Genomic DNA, 15994 nt, shown 5'->3' with positions numbered 1-15994 from the left:
CTGGTGGAAGGCGGCGCGGCCGCAGGGCTGGCTGTTCCCGGGCCGCGATCCGGCCCAGCCGATGACCACACGCCAGCTCAATCGCGCCTGTCACGCCGCCGCCCAGATGGCCGAGATCAGCAAACGCGTCTCGCTGCACACCTTGCGGCACAGCTTTGCCACCCACCTGCTCGAGCAGAACATACCTTGTCGGTGTTCGCGATCCATTCAAGCACGAAGCGGAAATAGCCGATCATGACCTTTTCCTCATCCATTTCATCGAACACGATTAGGTTGCAGCATCCGGGTCGTGTCGTATTTCAATAATCCGAATGTTTTCTCAAAATACACGGCTTGCGTCCCCTATCCAAAGACGAGGATATCGGGTGCAGCTTTCGGGTTGGCTCCTTCGCGTTCAGACAAAGGTCACGGCAGAAAGCGAATGCGGACTCTGACCTGCTGACTGCTGGGTTGGAAACGTACGGAGACGTAGCGTCTCCTGTCTGATCGAGCTACAACTCCAGTTCATTCGAGTGGCTCCTGTGACCCGCGGCATTCGGCCATTACCCCTGCTTGCATGCCCGCTTTCACGAGCAGGGGGCTGAGGCTTTGCCGCTGAGGCGAACTACGCAGCCTCTGTCGACCGCAAGTTGGCGGCGGGCCCGCCAGCCCCGGTTCACCGTCGGCGGCCGATGACAGGGCGCACTAACATGAGCACTGGCAGCCTCGATACCAATGAACTGAAGTTCGCGGCCGATTGACCCCTCACGCCGACGCTTTCCCGCGGTCAACCGGCGGATGCTGAAGCGGTCGGTAACTGGCTGCTCCGCGCAGGACAATTAACTTTCGGCGAGACCGTGTAGCTTGCTTCGTTCAGCGCCAGCTGTTCTGCCGCACGTCCTTGGCCCGACTGCCGAAGTCCTGCGACACGAATGCAACAACCTCGAAGGGCTGCGCATAGAAACCGTTGCAGAAGCCACGATCGTTTCGGCCAAGCAGTCGGCGCCCAAGTCGAAAAGCGGATAGCGCGCCAAGGCGCAACCAACGGCGTTAACTGCCCGGGCACGCCACCGCCCAGGTTCTCGCCGTGGCACTCACGGCAGTCCTGATATGTCGGGATATTGCTAACACCTAAGACGGGCCATCGGAGCAAAAAAGCTGACCTTGCGGAAGTCTATCTCGGGCAGCCGGTCCGAGTTCCCGTTCGGATCTTGGCCGTTCAAGAACACGCTTCCAGGCAAGTCTGTGAGTAGCCAGGACCGGTTCGGTCTTAGGCCGCGATCGCTGCCGCTCATAACGGTTTAGTTTCCAGGCAGGCCCCCAGCAAATCAACGACTTAGTCGGTGTTACAGCATAGCCCTGCTTACCCCCCGCTCCAGAAACGCACCGCTCTGTCGCGCGTTTCCGTATGTCAACGGCAGCCAAACCATGATCTGATCACGATCTGAGCTTCTCAATGGTAAGCCTGCTCGTGATCCCGACGACCAGCGCATCCAGCGCATTGTGCTGACCTCGCTTGGGTCGGAACCCGTAGCTGATTTTTGACGCAGATGTGGCCTCCTTTTTTGACTCAGTCAGCAAAGACTGGCTGATGCGATTTGTGGGGCACCGCATCGGCGATCTGCGCATTACCCGCCTGATCCAGAAGTGGTTGAAGGCTGGTGTCCTAGAGAACGGGGTTGTCACGGTCAATTGGCGGCCCTTCGCACGAAAACATACGGAATATCCCGTGCTTCTTTCATCGAACGGCCCGTCAACGGTCCAGCACGTTTCGCAAAGATCGCAACAGCTCACCGTCCCTAACAACATAACGAGCAATTTCGAGGCTTCTGCGCAAACGTCATGTGGAAACCGAGGTCTCACCTGATGAACACCAATGCATCCTCAAGGAGCCCGACATGAGCAATACGCTTACTCAAGCACGAGATGGGTTGAGCCGAATTAATGCGATCCACCTTTTGACCTTCAGCATGCTGTTGATCCTCCCTGCAACTTCCGGCGCGCAACAGCTCCCACCGATTGCCGAGCAAATGGCCAAGACCTACGGCCTTGATTCGTTTGGGCAAATCGAGGCCATCCGCTACACTTGGGATGCGGAGCTTCCCGGTGTCAAAATCTATCGCAGGTGGGAATGGAGTCCGAAAACCGACACGGTCTCCTACGAGGGGAAAGATAAGCAAGGCAATCCAGTAAAGGCTAGCTATCAGCGCTCGCAGCTCAGCAGCCAAAGCGATGCCATAAAGAACGAAATCGATCCGGCATTCGTCAACGATCAGTATTGGTTGCTGCTCCCGCTCCATGTCGTATGGGATGGCCCGACTGTGACCGATGAGGGCATGCACAAGCTACCCCTTGGTGATGCTTCCGCTGAACGGGTCGTGGTGAAATACCCCTCTGAGGGCGGCTACCAGCCCGGCGATACCTGGGAGCTCTACCTTGGCGCCGACAAGCGAATAGTAGAGCTCGCCTACCACCGCGGCGGATCCAATCCGCCGATCGTGATCGCGACATGGGCGGACTATAAGAAGGCTGGCCCACTCCTTTTCTCGACGGAGCACCGCGGGACACGCGACGGAAAGCCCCTGCGGATTTCCTTTTTGGATGTGTCAGTTAAAGTGACGGGATCAGAGAACTGGATCAACGCGCAATGAACAGGGGAAGGGTTCATTCGAGCGACTGATTGTGTGCTTCACAAATCAGTCGCGGTGCTTCCTGACCCAGTCGCTCGCCAGAGCGGTTAGGCGCGGCATCGAAGTTTTTGACGCCGGCTCAGCGTAATGGCCGCATGCTCTACTGCGTAGTAGCCTGGTAGGCGCACCGTCAATTACCCGCGCGGCGGTGCCGCCTAACCGACACGCAGAGTACTTTTCAATTCTTTGGAGCACGCGCATATGCCCGATAATCCCTTTACCAATGTTTGGCAGTTCCTGACCGCCGCTACCGGTGACTATCTCCGTCTGGGAAACTGGCGCTTTCTGATCCTGGCACTGTTCTGGGCCCTACTGCTCACCAGCATTGCAGTGGCGTTCCAGAATTGGCGGGAGGATCCGGCGCAACGTTCCGGCCGACACATTGGAATCTGGCTGGTCCGAGTCCTGATCGGCTGCATGTGGTTCCAGGGAATGTTGTGGAAACTGCCGCTGCCCGTGTCCGACGGTCTGCAATACTGGACGGAGCAGGAATCGACGAGCGCCGCGTTCGAGTTTCACCGCACGTTTATTAAGGACATCGTGTTACCTCACATGACGATCTTTGGGCCAATTGTCTTTCTTGCCGAGCTGGTCTTCGCTGCATCGATGATGCTCGGGCTTGCGGTGCGGTTCGTGGCCGTGCTGGCCATCGCCTATACGTTGCAGCTCTGGCTCGGCCTCTATGGCAATTCGTCGGAGTGGCCCTGGACGTACATGTTCCTGGCCCTGCTGATGTTCCTATTTGCGCTCGAGGGCGCCGGCCGGAGTCTCGGCTTCGATGCTTGGTTGCGCCGCAAGGTGCCCGCCGTGCGCGACGGCAAGGGCTTCATCGGCTGGTTCTTTAACAGGGCGGGTTAGGTCGTACCGTTATGCATGGGAGACGAACAGATGATCGCCCTGGTCCGCGCAGTGACGCTTCTTGTGGGCTGGGGCGCAACCTGTGGACACGCCGCTGACATTGGCTATCTGGGTCCGCCAGGAGTCCCTGCGAAGGAGTTTCCCTCACCTCAGCGCGCAGTTGCGCAGATCGTCAGCCCAAGCCGTGCCGCCGAGGAGCGCCGCGATTCACTGAATGAGGCGGGTGAGCTCGCCCGCCTGCTTGAACTCAAGCCAGGCATGACAGTTGGCGACATTGGTGCCGGCGCTGGCTACCACGCGGTCCGTCTCTCCCGTCTCGTCGGTCCCACCGGCTCCGTCATCGCCCAGGACGTTACGCGAAGTTACCTCATCGCGCTCGCTAGGCGAACGCATCGTCTGAAGCTGACAAACGTCAAATTCGCGCTCGGCAAACCACACGACCCACGCCTGCCCGCTGCATCGCTCGATGTCGCGATCCTCGTGCACATGTATCACGAGATCGCCCAACCCTATGCCTTTATGTTCAATCTCGCGCCCGCCTTGAAGCCTGGCGCGCAGGTCGGCATTGTCGATCTTGAGCTTCCGACGTCGGAGCACGGCACACCAATTGAACTCCTGCGTTGCGAACTGTCCGCCGTCGGCTATCGCGAGATCGCCACGCATCAGCTTGCGGGTGATAGTGGATATCTCGCAGTGTTTTCGCCACCGGGGCAAGCTGGACGGAAATCGCCCGGCGACATCGTTGCTTGCACCGATCGTGCCGGTACGCGCTGACCACCAACCTTTATTGTTCGCGAGGTGTTCTCAGCTCAAGCGCGAGGCGAACGAACGTCGTCGAAATGGACCAGGCTGCCTTGACGCCGGCGATGAGATTGCCGGAGACCTTCGATACGCCCCCGATCCGGCGCCGCTGCCCAATGGCAATTTCCTGTGCCGGAAGGCGGGCGGCCGCGACCCGCATCAGCATTTCCAGGTTCCAGCCATATGTCTTTTCCTTCATGCCGAGACGTCTGAGTTCATCCCGGCGGATGGCACGAAACGGCGACAGATCGCTGAAGCTTGCGCCATAGAAGAGGCGCAAGAGGAGCCCGCCAACATGGCCGGCGACGACCTGCTGTGGCGCGAGGCTGCCCGGCTCGCGTGCCCCACGGATACGTGAGCCGAGAACGAAGACGGCCTGCCCCGCGATGATCGGCGACAGCAGCTCAGGAATGGATTCGGCGGGATCGCTGCCGTCGCCATCGAGGAAGACGAGAATGTCGGCATCGTTGCGCGCAGCGGCGATGCCTGCCTGGATGGCGCGACCGTAGCCGCGCCGCGGCTCGATGATCACCCGAGCTCCGGCGGCCTTGGCCCGCTCAGTCGTGCGGTCCCGTGAGCCCCCGTCGACGACGACGACTTCGCTCACATTCTGCGCCAGCACCGCGGCCACGACCCGACCAATTGCTGTTTCCTCGTCGAGACACGGAATGATCGCCGAGACGACCGGCGAGCGGCTCGGTACGCCGATCTCTGTCATCTCGTTCACAGGCTCCAGCGCAGGCCGCAATTGGCACAAGCTTTGGGAGGCTTGTCTGACAGCAGCGCCGCACGAAAGTCCCGATAGACAGGCCCGTTCCAGATGTCTTGCAGCGACTGGTGCCCCGCATGGCCGAGCGTATAGTTGTCATAGCCGTGCTGCGAAAACGGCGCGATACAGCACGGCAAGACCCGGCCGTTGGCCGTGAAATACATCAGCGACCATGGACGCCGGCACAACGACCACGGCGAACCGTTGACGTCGCCCTTCAAACTCAACTCCGGCTCGCTTGCTGCGCCCGACGCACTGAAGGTTACGCCAAGGGAGCGCGCGAGTTCCTCAGCCTGTTTCAGATAGACCACTTCCTCTTGTGTCAGGCGTTCGAACAGGGCCTGATCCGGACGAGCCTTGCCGATGGCCGATTCTGTGAAGAATACAAGCCGTTGCAGGTAGACCTCTCTGACGCCGATCTCGGCTGCAACTTTCACAAAGTCCGGGAGTTCCGCGACAGTCTCCTTTAGGCCAGTGAGCCACACGGAAACCAGCGGCTTGGTATGTCCCTCTCTTTCCTGCAGTTCACGAAACGCGTGCACATTGCGGAGGATGCGGCCGAAATAATCCCTGCCGCGGATCGCCTTGAAGCTCTCGCGATTCGACGCGTCGAGCGACACACGTAGCTCATCAAGCCCGGCATCGATCAGCGGACGCCCGTTACGCTCGCTGAGGACTGTTCCGTTGGTGTTGAACAGAACGTAAACGCCCCGTTCCTTCAGGTATCTGACCATTCGGGGCAGGTTCGCGACCAGCATCGGCTCGCCGACGCCGTGCAGCACCGTGCGCGCGAGGTCCGGAGCCTGATCGACAATCGACGTGAACAGGTCCCAACTCATGTCCGCCGGCGGCTCGAGCTCCTCGTAAGTGCGAGGACAGGTTGTGCAGAGCAGGTTACAGCGGTTGGTGACTTCCAGATAAAGACAGACCGGTGGCCGCTGGGCGACCTTGGTGCGCTCGCCCGCAACCGACTCGTGATATCGCCGCGGATCAAACGGCGCGCGAGCATCCTGCGAAGGGCTCATCGCGATGCCTCTGTATCTGCAATCCGCTGCATGCGGGCCCTCCAGGCCGTGAAGGCGCAGGCTAGAAAAAGACCCCCGAACAGAATCGATTTCGTCACCATTCTTGGAATGTAGAAATCCCAGTCGAGTTGCTCGGACAATAACAGCGCGCCAATCGACACGACCCATGTCGGCGCGGAGCCGCACAGGGCGGCGAACGGCGCGGTGACGAGAAAATACCAAGGATAGTTAGGCGACAACAACAGGAAGGTGATGAGTAACAGCATGTTGATGTCGGCAAGACGCGAGGCGATGGTGCGATCAGAGCTGCGGGCCACGGAGAACCCCTTGAACACGAGAACCAGCGCAGCCAGGACAACATAAGCAGCAACGTCACCTTGACGTTCGCCAAACACAAGCCGCCAAAGCGATAGCAGCCAGAGATCGTTGCCGGCGCTGATGCCCTCTTCCGTCAGATAGCCATTGGTCAGGAATCCGAGAATTCCCCAGCCGACCGACAGATAGGGAAGATAACAAAGCGCGACGGCAGCGATCACGACGAGCAGCATTTTGAGATCCCAAGGGCGCCAAATTCCAGCCAGCACCGGCGCCGCATACGGCTTGACCAGCACGGAAGAAGTGATCACGATGGCTCCGCGGAGAGCATGGCCGGTCAAGGCAATCCACAGGCCCAGCAGCATCAGCGCAACCATCAACGCGTCGACGTGGCCGTTATTCGCAATCTCCCACAGCGGAAGTGGGTGCCAAAGATAGGCGACCACGCGTGTCAGCGGGCGGTTCATACGCCGCAACAGGAGCATGATCATTGTAACGGCAATTGCCTCGCACCCCAACAGCGCGAGGCGCATCACAGTCACGCTTTCACCGAATCGGGTGACGATGAGGAAGAAGAATTGCGCTACAGGGGGATATATGGTTACGGCCGTATCAGCCCGGTTGATGCGAGGAAAGATCATTCCGTCGCGCAGAAACGCCAGCGCCTCATCGGCTGGCATATGGCGATAGGGATTGATGCCAGCTGCCTGCACCTTGCCATCCCAGACATAGCGATAAATGTCACTGGACAGAAGCGGATCGAACAACAGCGCATAGACTCTCAGCGCAATCCCAAGTCCAAAGATAAGCCATAGCGCTCGATCAGGTGACGCGCGCTCGACCAGGCGTGTCGCTACGATCGTCAGCAGGCCCGCGGCGATGGTCAGAGCGATGAAGGCATTGTCGCCATAGGTCTCGAAGGCAAAGGGTGTCGCCAGGGTCAAGAGGACGAGGAGGGCACCAATGCTCGCCAACACGTGAAGCGGCGGCAAGTTGTTGGTGGAGCGCATCAGCCGACCGAGTCGAACCGCGATAGCCCCTGGCATCGCCGTCACGGACTTGGCTGCGGCGCGGCGTTGATAAAGGCCCGGCTCGCCGCGGCAAGTCCGCCGCCATGAAACCGGGTCGAATGACCGGCCAGCTCGTCCTGCAACCAACGCAACGTTTTAATGTCGTCGACGTCGTACCACTCCGGAAGCAACGTCGTGGCAAGTCCGATTTCGGCGGCGCGCTCGCATGTATTGCGAGCTACCGTTTCTGTTCCCCATGCGATCTGTGTGAACAGATGCTTGTGCGGATGCTTCAAACCGATGAGATAGTAGCCACCGTCGCTCGCTGGCCCGAGCACCATCCGGTCTCCGGGTTGGCGCAGCGTTTCAACAGCCTGAGCCAGCAAACGCGGCGGCAGGGTCGGGCTATCGCCATTGACGAGCACGACGCAGTCATGTCCGGCATCCAGCAGAGCACGCGTAGCGCCTAGCAACACGTGCTCTAGATCGTCGCCAGCCTGTAGCAACAGTCCGAACCCTGCCGGAAGCAGCTGCCGCATGATGTCTTCCGCGCCCGCTGGGGCATAGACGCCGTAGCCGCGCCTGCCGAGCGCCTCGGGTACCGCCTCGATTGCTGCCGCGACATCGCGCACAAAGCAGGCGGACAACTCTGATGCTGCAACTTCGCCAATGGCCGTCGCAAGCCGCGTCTTTGAGCGGCCGGGCTGCGGCGCCTTGCAAATGATCCCGATCGCCGCGACGCTCATCGCAGCCATGACTGGAGGCGATCGGCGGCGATCGCGATCAATTGAAGCGCTTCATGACTGCCGTCTTCCTCGCCCTTTTCGAAATCGCCGTCGACACGTCCCATTTGATTCGTCACATGGGCAAAACACACGACGGGCCTTTGTCGGACTTGCGCGAACGCGTAAAGCGCAGCAGCTTCCATTTCGACTGCCATCAGGTTCCGCTCGCGCATCGCGTCGATCGCCGGCTGGGTTTCACGGAATGGCGCGTCAGTCGTCCATGTCGCCCCGGTGAGCACCGGCACGGAGAATTGGTCGAAGGCGCCGTCGAGCGCCGAGATCAATCCGGCATCAGCATGCGAATAGTCGGACGCCGCCATGTAGTGATAGCTGGTACCTTCGTCGCGCAGCGCGCGTTCGATGGTGACGAAATAAGGCGGCGGGCGTACCGGCACGATCTGTCCGGAGGAGGTGACGCTGATCAGGAGTTTGCAGCCTGATGCGAACATTTCCTCGGCAATCAGCACCGCGAACGAGGCGCCGACGGCGCAGCCGACAATCCCAAAATCAATCCCGCCGCTGCTGAAAGTGTGGAGCTGGGTGTGGTAGCAGGCCCATGCCGGTTCAAGCCGGGCTTCACCACGGGCGATCAGGCTACGCACGATGTCGCCGTCAGGATCGAGCACGCAGACGTCAGGAATGCGGGAGTCCGTAATCCGCTTTTGCCTGCGCGCTTCGCGCAGCAGATTTTCCGGCGTGAATGCGGACGGCTGCGCGTAATGCTTTTGCGCGAGGATAGGCGGAACCCCGCCATCATTGATCGCCATGACTAGACAAACCTTGCCACGCTGTTGCCGGCTATTGGTAGCGTTCTCCCCGACAGCGGGCAAGCGCCGCCAAGGTCTCGCCGGCGTCACAAAAAAATGGATTTTCGGTGATGTAACGAGACGGCTTTGAAGAACGTAGTGACGATGGTCTGTACTGGCTGTTGGTACGGCAACGGCTTGCCAGACCGAATCTAGTCGTGTTGATCCGATGGCGCTGGTCGCGTAGCATCGGTCGCAAAGGGAGCGGATCGATACTTTCGAACTTGGTAGGCAACCACTAGGTGTCGAGGATCGTCATGAATCACGAGACCGCAGTTTCGAATGCCAAGGAAATCGCCGATCGCATTCTCGTACCGGCAGCCAGGCAAAACGACAAGGAAGCTCGATTTTCGTCCGAGGCAATCGCGGCGCTTGGTCCGGCGGGATTGTTGGGAGTCATTCTGCCCACTGAGGTAGGCGGCTCGGCTCTGGGACCCCGAACCCTGGCTGCCGTCATCACGACGCTCGCAGAGGCGGACGCATCTGTCGCGATGGTTTACCTGATGCACATTAGCGCTACCGCAATGATTGCGGCAGCCCGTCCGGGTGCCGCGGTCGCTCAGACGCTAAAGGATATTTCGGCCGGAAAACACCTGACGACCCTGGCATTCAGCGAAGCTGGATCGCGCAGCCACTTCTGGGCGCCCGTCTCGCGAGCGAAGCGAAACGCTGACAACGTGCGCCTCACGGCCAAGAAATCATGGGTGACAAGCGCCGGCCACGCGCAAAGCTACGTTGTTTCGGCGCTCGCCCCTGAAGGCAAGGGGCCAACGGATTCAACCCTTTATCTTGTCGCGAGAAGCGCGCCCGGACTGTCGGTCGCCGGTCCATGGGATGGTCTTGGGTTGCGCGCCAACGCGTCCGCGCCGATGACCCTCGATGATTGCGAGGTCGCAGCTGGTTTCCAGCTGACCGACGATGGTGCAGGGTTCAAGGCGATGCTAGAGGTCGTGCTTCCGCTATTCAACCTCGGAGCATCGGCGGTCGCGCTCGGTCTTTGCCGGGCCGCGGTGGCGGGGACCGCGGCGCACCTCAATGGCGCTCGCTTCGAGCATTTGGGACAGACCCTCGGCGAAAGTCTGCCGACCCTTCGCGCACAGCTTGCGACGATGCAGATCGACACCGATGGGCTTGCGGCGCGCATCGACGATCTCGTCGATCATCTTGAGCGCCCCCGAGACGCCACCATGTTGCGCGTGCTCGAGAGCAAGGCGGCCGCAGGTGATGTTGCCATCGCCGTTACCTCGGCGGCAATGCGGGTGTGCGGAGGCGCTGCGTTTTCCAAGCATCTGGCGATCGAGCGATTGTTCCGCGACGCCCATGCGGGCGCTGTCATGGCGCCAACGGGCGACGTTCTGCGTGAGTTCATCGGCAAAGCCGTTTTAGGAATACCCCTGTTCTGAGCGCGAGAAGTGAGATGCAATCATGAACCAGACGATCTGGGTAGGCGCCGTCGCCTATGATCCAAAGGTGGTTGGTATCTGGGAGGGCATGCGGCGGTACTTTGTCGAGGAAGCGGGTCTCCTCGTCGAGGTGGTGCTGTTTCAGAGCTACGAGGCGCAGGTCGCTGCGCTCCTGGCCTCGCCCGGCGATCGGCTGCCGCGCATCGACATCGGATGGAATACGAACCTCGCCTATATCCAGGCCGATGCCTGGAGCGACCATCGCTGCCGACCGATCGCGATGCGCGATACGGATGTGGGCTGGATGACCAGGCTTGTCGCGATCACCGGTGGACCCGTCGCTAAGCTCGCTGATGTTAAGACCCGCACCCTGGCACTCGGTAGTCGCGACAGCGGCCATGCGGCAATTCTGCCGGTTTACTTTCTGCAGCGCGAGGGACTGGTTGAGGGGAAAGACTACCGAACCTTGCGCTTCAACAGCGACCTCGGGAAACACGGAGACACGGGTACAAGCGAGTCCGATGTCGTTCGTGCGGTCCTCGACGGCCGCGCCGATGCCGGCGCAATTGGCAGCCCGTTCTGGAACGCCGTGCGTAGCGAGCGTCTCGTACCGGAAGGTGCGCTGACCGAGATCTGGACCTCGCCGCCTTATAATCACTGCATGTTCACCGCGCGATCGGATCTCGATCCCGCCTTGGAACAGCAATTTGCCAAAGCGCTATTCGGGATGAGTTATGATAACCCGACGCATCGTCCTGTGCTCGAAGCGGAAGGGCTGCGCCAATGGATAGCGCCGCAGCTTGAAGCATATGCCGAGTTGCGGGACGCCTCCGCCCAACAAGGCTTCTTAACGCGGCCGCTGGCCTAGCAGCCGAGCCAAAAGCCCGATACGGCTCTGAGCGCAGTCTGCGCCTTCGTCAAGCGCAATTGAAAATCATTGCCAGCCGGCGCTGATGCTCAGATTCGAGATCGAAGGCGCGGCGTACAGCTGCGAAGGATTCAGCGAGTGGAAAGATTTCACGGCTGACCAGCAGGTCGTTATCCTCGGCTCCGACCGGATGCCAAAACACGCCTTCGGCGGTAATCGTCACCTCGGGAACCAGGTCTGCCCTTGCCAAGGCGATGCCCTGCGTGGCGGAGCCTCGCAGGGCAATCCGCCTGATCACGCGGTCGTCCTCGCTAACGTGATGGGTGTCAAGGAAGCTGCGGAACTCCGCGGCCTCCGCATCAGTTGACACCGTCGCGGCCAGTCGTACCCGGAATCCTTCGGCGCGAGCCCGCTCCATTCCATTCCACGCGCGTGCCCATGTCCCCTTTCCACGATGGCTATCGTGTCGCTCCGGCGTGGGGCTGTCGAGACTAATCTGCAAGGTTATACGCTCGCGTGGCAATGCGCGCAGCGTTTCGAGCCGACTTCCGGCAAACAGCATGCCGTTAGTGAGGACCGTAGTCGGCGCTGCGGCAGCACATGCGGCGAGGTTCTCGCCAATATCCGGCAGCATGAACGGTTCACCGCCGGTGACGAAAATCTCGCTCACGCCGAGTTCCTTGGCCTCGATCGCGATCCTCCGCACCCGCTCCACGCCTAGCGCCCGCCGCGGAGCTTTGGGTGACGAGCGCACGCAGCAATAGTCGCAGCTGAGATTGCAATCGAAGTTGGTGTAGAGCCATAATCGAGAGCCGACAGGCCGATCTTCTCCCACATTCTCAGGGGCCTCTCCGTACCGAAGAACCCATCGCGTGCGACCGTCTTGGACCGCGGTATCGACCAAACTGTTGCGGGTAAAGCGGCACCATGCCTCCAGATCGCGGCCGATGTTCGGATCGCTGCTGATCACCGCGACCAGATCGCCCTTACGGCTGCGGCGTAGCGCAGCGATCAAATCCGGTAGTAGGCCCGAGGCTAATGTCTTGCTGCCGGCGTCGAGCTCAACGTTCGCATTCGTCCTCATGCGCAAATCCCTGGTCCTTCAGACGTTTAATGTCTATCGCACCAACAGAATGCAACAAACACGATTAGTCTCCAACGAAACCTCAGCAAAATCAACGATTGGGTTCCTTATCCGCCGCTCATAATGGTCTGGTTGCAGGTTCGAGTCCTGCCGGGCGGCACCAGAAAATCAATCAAATGAGACTTGATTTCCGGCTTAAGAACGACTCGATTTCACATCTTGCTGAACTAAGCGAGGAAATTCGCCCCGATTTTTCCGCGTGTTTTTTGAGGGCGAAGACCGAGCGGGCTCTATTCGCCATTCGTGCGGACTTTAATGCGGTCGAAGCTGCTCTGAGTGTGAGTTGGCTGTCAACCGAGTTCGCATAAGCCTTGTATAGCTTTAGAAAGCTCACTTGAGCGTGTGCGCGTCGAGAGCCGACACTGGAATTAGGGCCATGCAATTGCGACGCCATCGCCGAACGCCACGCCCATCGTGTTCTTCGTTCGAATCCAGGCGGGCCCACCAATGAAATCAATCGATTGCAGAGACGCGCCATTTTTCCGCGGACCGTTTGGCGGACCGGTTGGTTCTGATGCCAATTTTCGGAGCGGTACGTTAATGGCAGAGCTAACGCCTGCGACCTCTTCACCTCCGGTCTAAACGGAGCACACGACCGCTATTACAGCGACGTCAGAACGCACCGGTCGTTGGATAAGGATGCGCTGTCTGCCGTCCGGTTCAGCGGACCGGGCGCATCAAATCGTTCCCATCCTGGGTGGGCTCCATCATTACCTCGCCCTGGGCTTTCGGTACACACAACTTGGGAATCAATGAGCCAAGACGAGAAGCGCGACATGTCCTACATCGTCGGACTCGCTTGTTTGCGGCAGCGCTGATGGTCGCGCTTGCCGCGTCCTGGCGATAGGCCTACCGAAGTTGCACCTTACCGCTTGGCAACTCGCCAATGGTTGCCCGTTGCGAGCCGGTTGAAATGAGCGGCCCGTGGGCTGCTCACCACCGGGCCCCGACCAAGCGGCGGCATGGCCGCGAGTGCGGCCGCCACAGCACGCTTCCAACAACAATCACGACGGCAATAGCGATAGCTGAAATCATTGAGCGGATCATGAGGCATCTCCCTCTCCACTCAAATGAGTCCGCGCTATTGGCTTGGGACCCGCGGCTGTTGCGGGTCATCGTCACTAGACTCTGGCGCTCGGCTCGGCGAAGGCCGTCGTTGCCATTTCCTGCACGAAGCTGTCGAGAATCACGGCCGCTCCTACTGCGATGACGACTCCGAACAGGCAAGCCCAGGCGAACGCGCGCATCGTGTTTCTCCTCTTCGCATCAATTTGTAGCACAGTTCGGTAGTGAACGAGTGCCAGCCTCGGACAGAAAGCAATGTTCATACGGGAAGTGCGAATGCCTCAGCTTCGATGTCGATGAAGGTGCGGCCGAGCGCGCCAACCGATGCGTAGAAATCAGCCGATTTTGCCTGTTCCAGGTCGATGAAGACGCGCTTGATCCAGGGCGAAAGGTGCCGCTCGAAGAAGTCGCGGTCGGCGCCATCGGGGGCTGCGATGATGCCACCGGCGAGGCCCGCCATGATCTCGCAGAGGAAGCCGGCGTGATCCTCCGGCTCCGTCCGCTCCGGTGTCTTTTCGATGCCGAGGCTATCAAGCGTTTCCCGCACTCGGACGAGCGGCCGCCCATACAATGTCTCAGCGAGATATTGCGACGCATCCAGTGCCCCCTTCCCCCAGACCGGCAAACAGGAAGAAGAACTCGCGTGACACCCGCTCTGCATTGGTCCGGCGGGCCGCTTCGGCCAGCGCGATGTGCGCTACGCCGATCGGGCTGGCATCGCCGCGCAGGCCGGCAAAACGGGATAGAAGCAGCGCATCCGGCTGCGCGTCAGCAACGTTGCGAGCAGTGCATATTCCCGTGCCCGGGCAGGTCGATCTCATCGACGATGCGCACTACAGAGGCTTTTGAAATTGAATCCGTCATCGTTCGATCCGGAAAGACATGCCCCCTTTATCGATCGCTATCGCGGCAACGCGCTGCCATGAACGCCGTTTTCGGAGAGAATCCTGTGCCTCCTCGGCAGGCGCTTGCTCGCCCTGCGCGCCGATGTCCTGCATTTCGTTCGACTGTGCACCGGCATCAACAAGCGACAGCCCGTCTGTCGCGGGACGCAGATCGAGAACGGCCTGTGCGGAATCGGCCGTCTCCAGCCGAGTCGGATCGCCCGGCGATGACATGTCCGCCAGCGCATCCGGAATCTGCTTCAGCCGCCTTGAGACCTGCGCGAGAAGGTCGGCAGCGTTTTCCGCCGGATCGAGCGGACCGAACCCCGGAATTGCGTTCGGATCGTTGAAGTCCCACTGGTTCTCCGCGATGCCGATAAAGTCACGAATGGCGGGATCGCTGATCCAGGCCCGACGCAATGCCGCACGGGTCAATTCGGCCGGAACACCAGTACGCAGGAAGGCAGCAATATCCGTGTTGGCGACAATCGATTCGATCGACGGCAGGCTGGCGAGGTCGAACGGCTCATCGCCCGCCGCGTCGGCTACAGGCGGCGCGGCCGGTTCTCCACTGTCCGTCGGAGCAGCCTCCGCATGCTGGCGCTCTCTTGCAGGCTGCTTCAGCCGCGCCCAGCGAAGGAAAACATTGTGCACTTCAGCCATGGTCCGCTCTCTCCTTTGTCCTAGCTCGGCGGTACCTGCCGGTCGCGCCGCCGCTTGACGAAGGGGCGCTCGACGCGATGCTCTGCAACAAATCGCTCAACGATCTCGGCGATGCTGGCGGGCATCGGCACTGCCTCGACCAGATTACCGCCGGCGTCGGTGAACGCCTCGCCCTCGGCCGGATCCGCGGTCACGGCAAGCAGTTCGTAAGGCGGCTCGGAGCCGGTCGGGCGCAGGTTGACCCATAGTGCGGGCGAACCGAATGCGAGATTGTCGCGATATTGGCGGTCTCGGTGCGATGCAATTCGATCGTCGACTCGCCGGCATAAAACAACGTCACCTCGCCTGCCGTATCAAGCGCCGTCCACGGCGCGACCGATGGGCTTCCGGCGAGCACCGAAACGGGCCGCCACAAGAAGTCCGCCCAGGTACTCCTGGCCTTGCGCCGCTCGACCACAACACCCACGGAAATGCGCTCAAGCGCAGTTGATATCAATTGACTGCCTCCGCGTTCGCGTGTCGGGCCCGACCGTCCGCACCACCGACGATTATCTGCGGGACGCCGAGCGGCAGCCTCCCACTGCGGCAATCGCAATCGGACTTGAGCAGCAGCCGCTATTCCGCCGGCGTTGCGGCAGGTTCGGCGCGCCCTTCCCCCGCAAGCTTCTTGGCGAGCCATTGGTCGTGATGTTCCTTGGCCCAGTTGAGGTCGACCTCGCCGGTGCCCATCGCCTCGAAGGCGCCTTCCATCCCGACCGTGCCGATGTAGATATGGCCGAGGATCAGGGCGATGAACAGGATAGCCGTCACGGCGTGCACCACCTGCGCGAGCTGCATGCCGAGGATATCGGTCCCGTAGAACGGAAACAGCAGCAGGAATCCCGAGGCTGACACGGCAATGCCGGCCGCGATCGACAGCCAGAACACCA

15 protein-coding genes and 2 pseudogenes are annotated in these 15994 nt (G+C 60.6%); 6 read left to right on the top strand and 11 right to left on the bottom strand.

Features of this window, described 5'->3' with window-relative positions:
• The 4 genes from YY7_RS59590 to YY7_RS0146325 form a co-directional block, all read left to right on the top strand.
• Positions 1–238, top strand: a 238-nt coding sequence (locus YY7_RS59590; protein ID WP_155255636.1) for a tyrosine-type recombinase/integrase, incomplete at its 5' end; no start/stop codon positions are given.
• Between the two features lie 1639 nt (positions 239–1877).
• Positions 1878–2630, top strand: a complete 753-nt coding sequence (locus YY7_RS0146335; protein WP_051397314.1) for a hypothetical protein — start codon at positions 1878–1880, stop codon at positions 2628–2630.
• Positions 2631–2870: 240 nt separating this feature from the next.
• Entirely contained in the window at positions 2871–3527 is a 657-nt protein-coding gene (locus tag YY7_RS55535; protein ID WP_051397312.1) for a TQO small subunit DoxD, read from the top strand.
• Positions 3528–3557: 30 nt separating this feature from the next.
• Complete coding sequence (locus YY7_RS0146325) at positions 3558–4301, top strand: class I SAM-dependent methyltransferase (protein ID WP_028168985.1); 744 nt, start codon at positions 3558–3560, stop codon at positions 4299–4301.
• A 10-nt stretch (positions 4302–4311) separates the two neighbouring features.
• On the opposite strand, the gene YY7_RS55530 is transcribed toward YY7_RS0146325, so the two are convergent.
• From YY7_RS55530 to YY7_RS0146300, 5 genes are read right to left on the bottom strand one after another with little or no spacing between them, the layout of a single operon-like run.
• Positions 4312–5046: a glycosyltransferase family 2 protein gene (locus tag YY7_RS55530; RefSeq protein ID WP_051397313.1), complete on the bottom strand. Its 735-nt coding sequence runs from the start codon at positions 5044–5046 to the stop codon at positions 4312–4314.
• Between the two features lie 5 nt (positions 5047–5051).
• Entirely contained in the window at positions 5052–6122 is a 1071-nt protein-coding gene (locus tag YY7_RS0146315; protein ID WP_028168984.1) for a radical SAM/SPASM domain-containing protein, read from the bottom strand.
• On the bottom strand, positions 6119–7447 hold the full coding sequence (locus tag YY7_RS55525; RefSeq protein WP_051397311.1) for a hypothetical protein: 1329 nt from the start codon (positions 7445–7447) through the stop codon (positions 6119–6121). Before YY7_RS55525 ends, YY7_RS0146315 begins: the two co-directional genes overlap by 4 nt.
• 41 nt (positions 7448–7488) lie before the next feature.
• Entirely contained in the window at positions 7489–8202 is a 714-nt protein-coding gene (locus YY7_RS55520) for a TIGR04282 family arsenosugar biosynthesis glycosyltransferase (protein WP_035692816.1), read from the bottom strand.
• Positions 8190–8999, bottom strand: coding sequence for a nucleoside phosphorylase (locus YY7_RS0146300; protein WP_028168983.1), 810 nt, complete (start codon positions 8997–8999; stop codon positions 8190–8192). The genes YY7_RS55520 and YY7_RS0146300 overlap by 13 nt, the downstream gene beginning before the upstream one ends.
• Before the next feature lie 296 nt (positions 9000–9295).
• Between YY7_RS0146300 and YY7_RS0146295 the strand changes: the two genes are divergently transcribed.
• Both YY7_RS0146295 and YY7_RS0146290 read left to right on the top strand, forming a co-directional pair.
• On the top strand, positions 9296–10441 hold the full coding sequence (locus YY7_RS0146295; RefSeq protein WP_051397310.1) for an acyl-CoA dehydrogenase family protein: 1146 nt from the start codon (positions 9296–9298) through the stop codon (positions 10439–10441).
• A gap of 22 nt (positions 10442–10463) precedes the next feature.
• A complete protein-coding gene (locus YY7_RS0146290) occupies positions 10464–11309 on the top strand; it encodes a phosphate/phosphite/phosphonate ABC transporter substrate-binding protein (RefSeq protein ID WP_028168981.1) in 846 nt (281 codons plus the stop codon).
• 49 nt (positions 11310–11358) lie between these two features.
• On the opposite strand, the gene YY7_RS0146285 is transcribed toward YY7_RS0146290, so the two are convergent.
• From YY7_RS0146285 to YY7_RS55500, 6 genes and pseudogenes are all read right to left on the bottom strand, one after another.
• Positions 11359–12393 (bottom strand): Rv1681 family radical SAM protein, encoded by a 1035-nt coding sequence (locus YY7_RS0146285; protein WP_051397309.1) that lies wholly within the window; start codon positions 12391–12393, stop codon positions 11359–11361.
• Between the two features lie 1181 nt (positions 12394–13574).
• Positions 13575–13700: a hypothetical protein gene (locus tag YY7_RS64660; protein ID WP_283807055.1), complete on the bottom strand. Its 126-nt coding sequence runs from the start codon at positions 13698–13700 to the stop codon at positions 13575–13577.
• 77 nt (positions 13701–13777) lie between these two features.
• Positions 13778–14065, bottom strand: coding sequence for a TorD/DmsD family molecular chaperone (locus YY7_RS64120; protein WP_245287677.1), 288 nt, complete (start codon positions 14063–14065; stop codon positions 13778–13780).
• 313 nt (positions 14066–14378) lie between these two features.
• Entirely contained in the window at positions 14379–15065 is a 687-nt protein-coding gene (locus YY7_RS55510; RefSeq protein ID WP_155255635.1) for a DUF3306 domain-containing protein, read from the bottom strand.
• A 20-nt stretch (positions 15066–15085) separates the two neighbouring features.
• Positions 15086–15561, bottom strand: a pseudogene (locus tag YY7_RS55505) (DUF3305 domain-containing protein).
• 119 nt (positions 15562–15680) lie between these two features.
• Positions 15681–15994: pseudogene (locus YY7_RS55500) on the bottom strand (formate dehydrogenase subunit gamma); the annotation flags it as partial.

The sequence above is a fragment of the Bradyrhizobium elkanii WSM2783 genome (genome assembly GCF_000472865.1).
Classification (GTDB): Bacteria; Pseudomonadota; Alphaproteobacteria; order Rhizobiales; family Xanthobacteraceae; genus Bradyrhizobium; species Bradyrhizobium elkanii_A.
The sequence above is the reverse complement of the archived record's forward strand: the minus strand, read 5'-3'. Positions and strand labels throughout refer to the sequence as shown.

Excerpts from the sequence above, each read along its gene's own strand:
- YY7_RS0146335 (WP_051397314.1), top strand. The coding sequence starts at position 1,878 with ATGAGCAATACGCTTACTCAAGCACGAGATGGGTTGAGCCGAATTAAT.
- YY7_RS55535 (WP_051397312.1), top strand. The coding sequence starts at position 2,871 with ATGCCCGATAATCCCTTTACCAATGTTTGGCAGTTCCTGACCGCCGCT.
- YY7_RS0146325 (WP_028168985.1), top strand. The coding sequence starts at position 3,558 with ATGATCGCCCTGGTCCGCGCAGTGACGCTTCTTGTGGGCTGGGGCGCA.
- YY7_RS55530 (WP_051397313.1), bottom strand. The coding sequence starts at position 5,046 with ATGACAGAGATCGGCGTACCGAGCCGCTCGCCGGTCGTCTCGGCGATC.
- YY7_RS0146315 (WP_028168984.1), bottom strand. The coding sequence starts at position 6,122 with ATGAGCCCTTCGCAGGATGCTCGCGCGCCGTTTGATCCGCGGCGATAT.
- YY7_RS55525 (WP_051397311.1), bottom strand. The coding sequence starts at position 7,447 with ATGCGCTCCACCAACAACTTGCCGCCGCTTCACGTGTTGGCGAGCATT.
- YY7_RS55520 (WP_035692816.1), bottom strand. The coding sequence starts at position 8,202 with ATGGCTGCGATGAGCGTCGCGGCGATCGGGATCATTTGCAAGGCGCCG.
- YY7_RS0146300 (WP_028168983.1), bottom strand. The coding sequence starts at position 8,999 with ATGGCGATCAATGATGGCGGGGTTCCGCCTATCCTCGCGCAAAAGCAT.
- YY7_RS0146295 (WP_051397310.1), top strand. The coding sequence starts at position 9,296 with ATGAATCACGAGACCGCAGTTTCGAATGCCAAGGAAATCGCCGATCGC.
- YY7_RS0146290 (WP_028168981.1), top strand. The coding sequence starts at position 10,464 with ATGAACCAGACGATCTGGGTAGGCGCCGTCGCCTATGATCCAAAGGTG.
- YY7_RS0146285 (WP_051397309.1), bottom strand. The coding sequence starts at position 12,393 with ATGAGGACGAATGCGAACGTTGAGCTCGACGCCGGCAGCAAGACATTA.
- YY7_RS64660 (WP_283807055.1), bottom strand. The coding sequence starts at position 13,700 with ATGCGCGCGTTCGCCTGGGCTTGCCTGTTCGGAGTCGTCATCGCAGTA.
- YY7_RS55510 (WP_155255635.1), bottom strand. The coding sequence starts at position 15,065 with ATGGCTGAAGTGCACAATGTTTTCCTTCGCTGGGCGCGGCTGAAGCAG.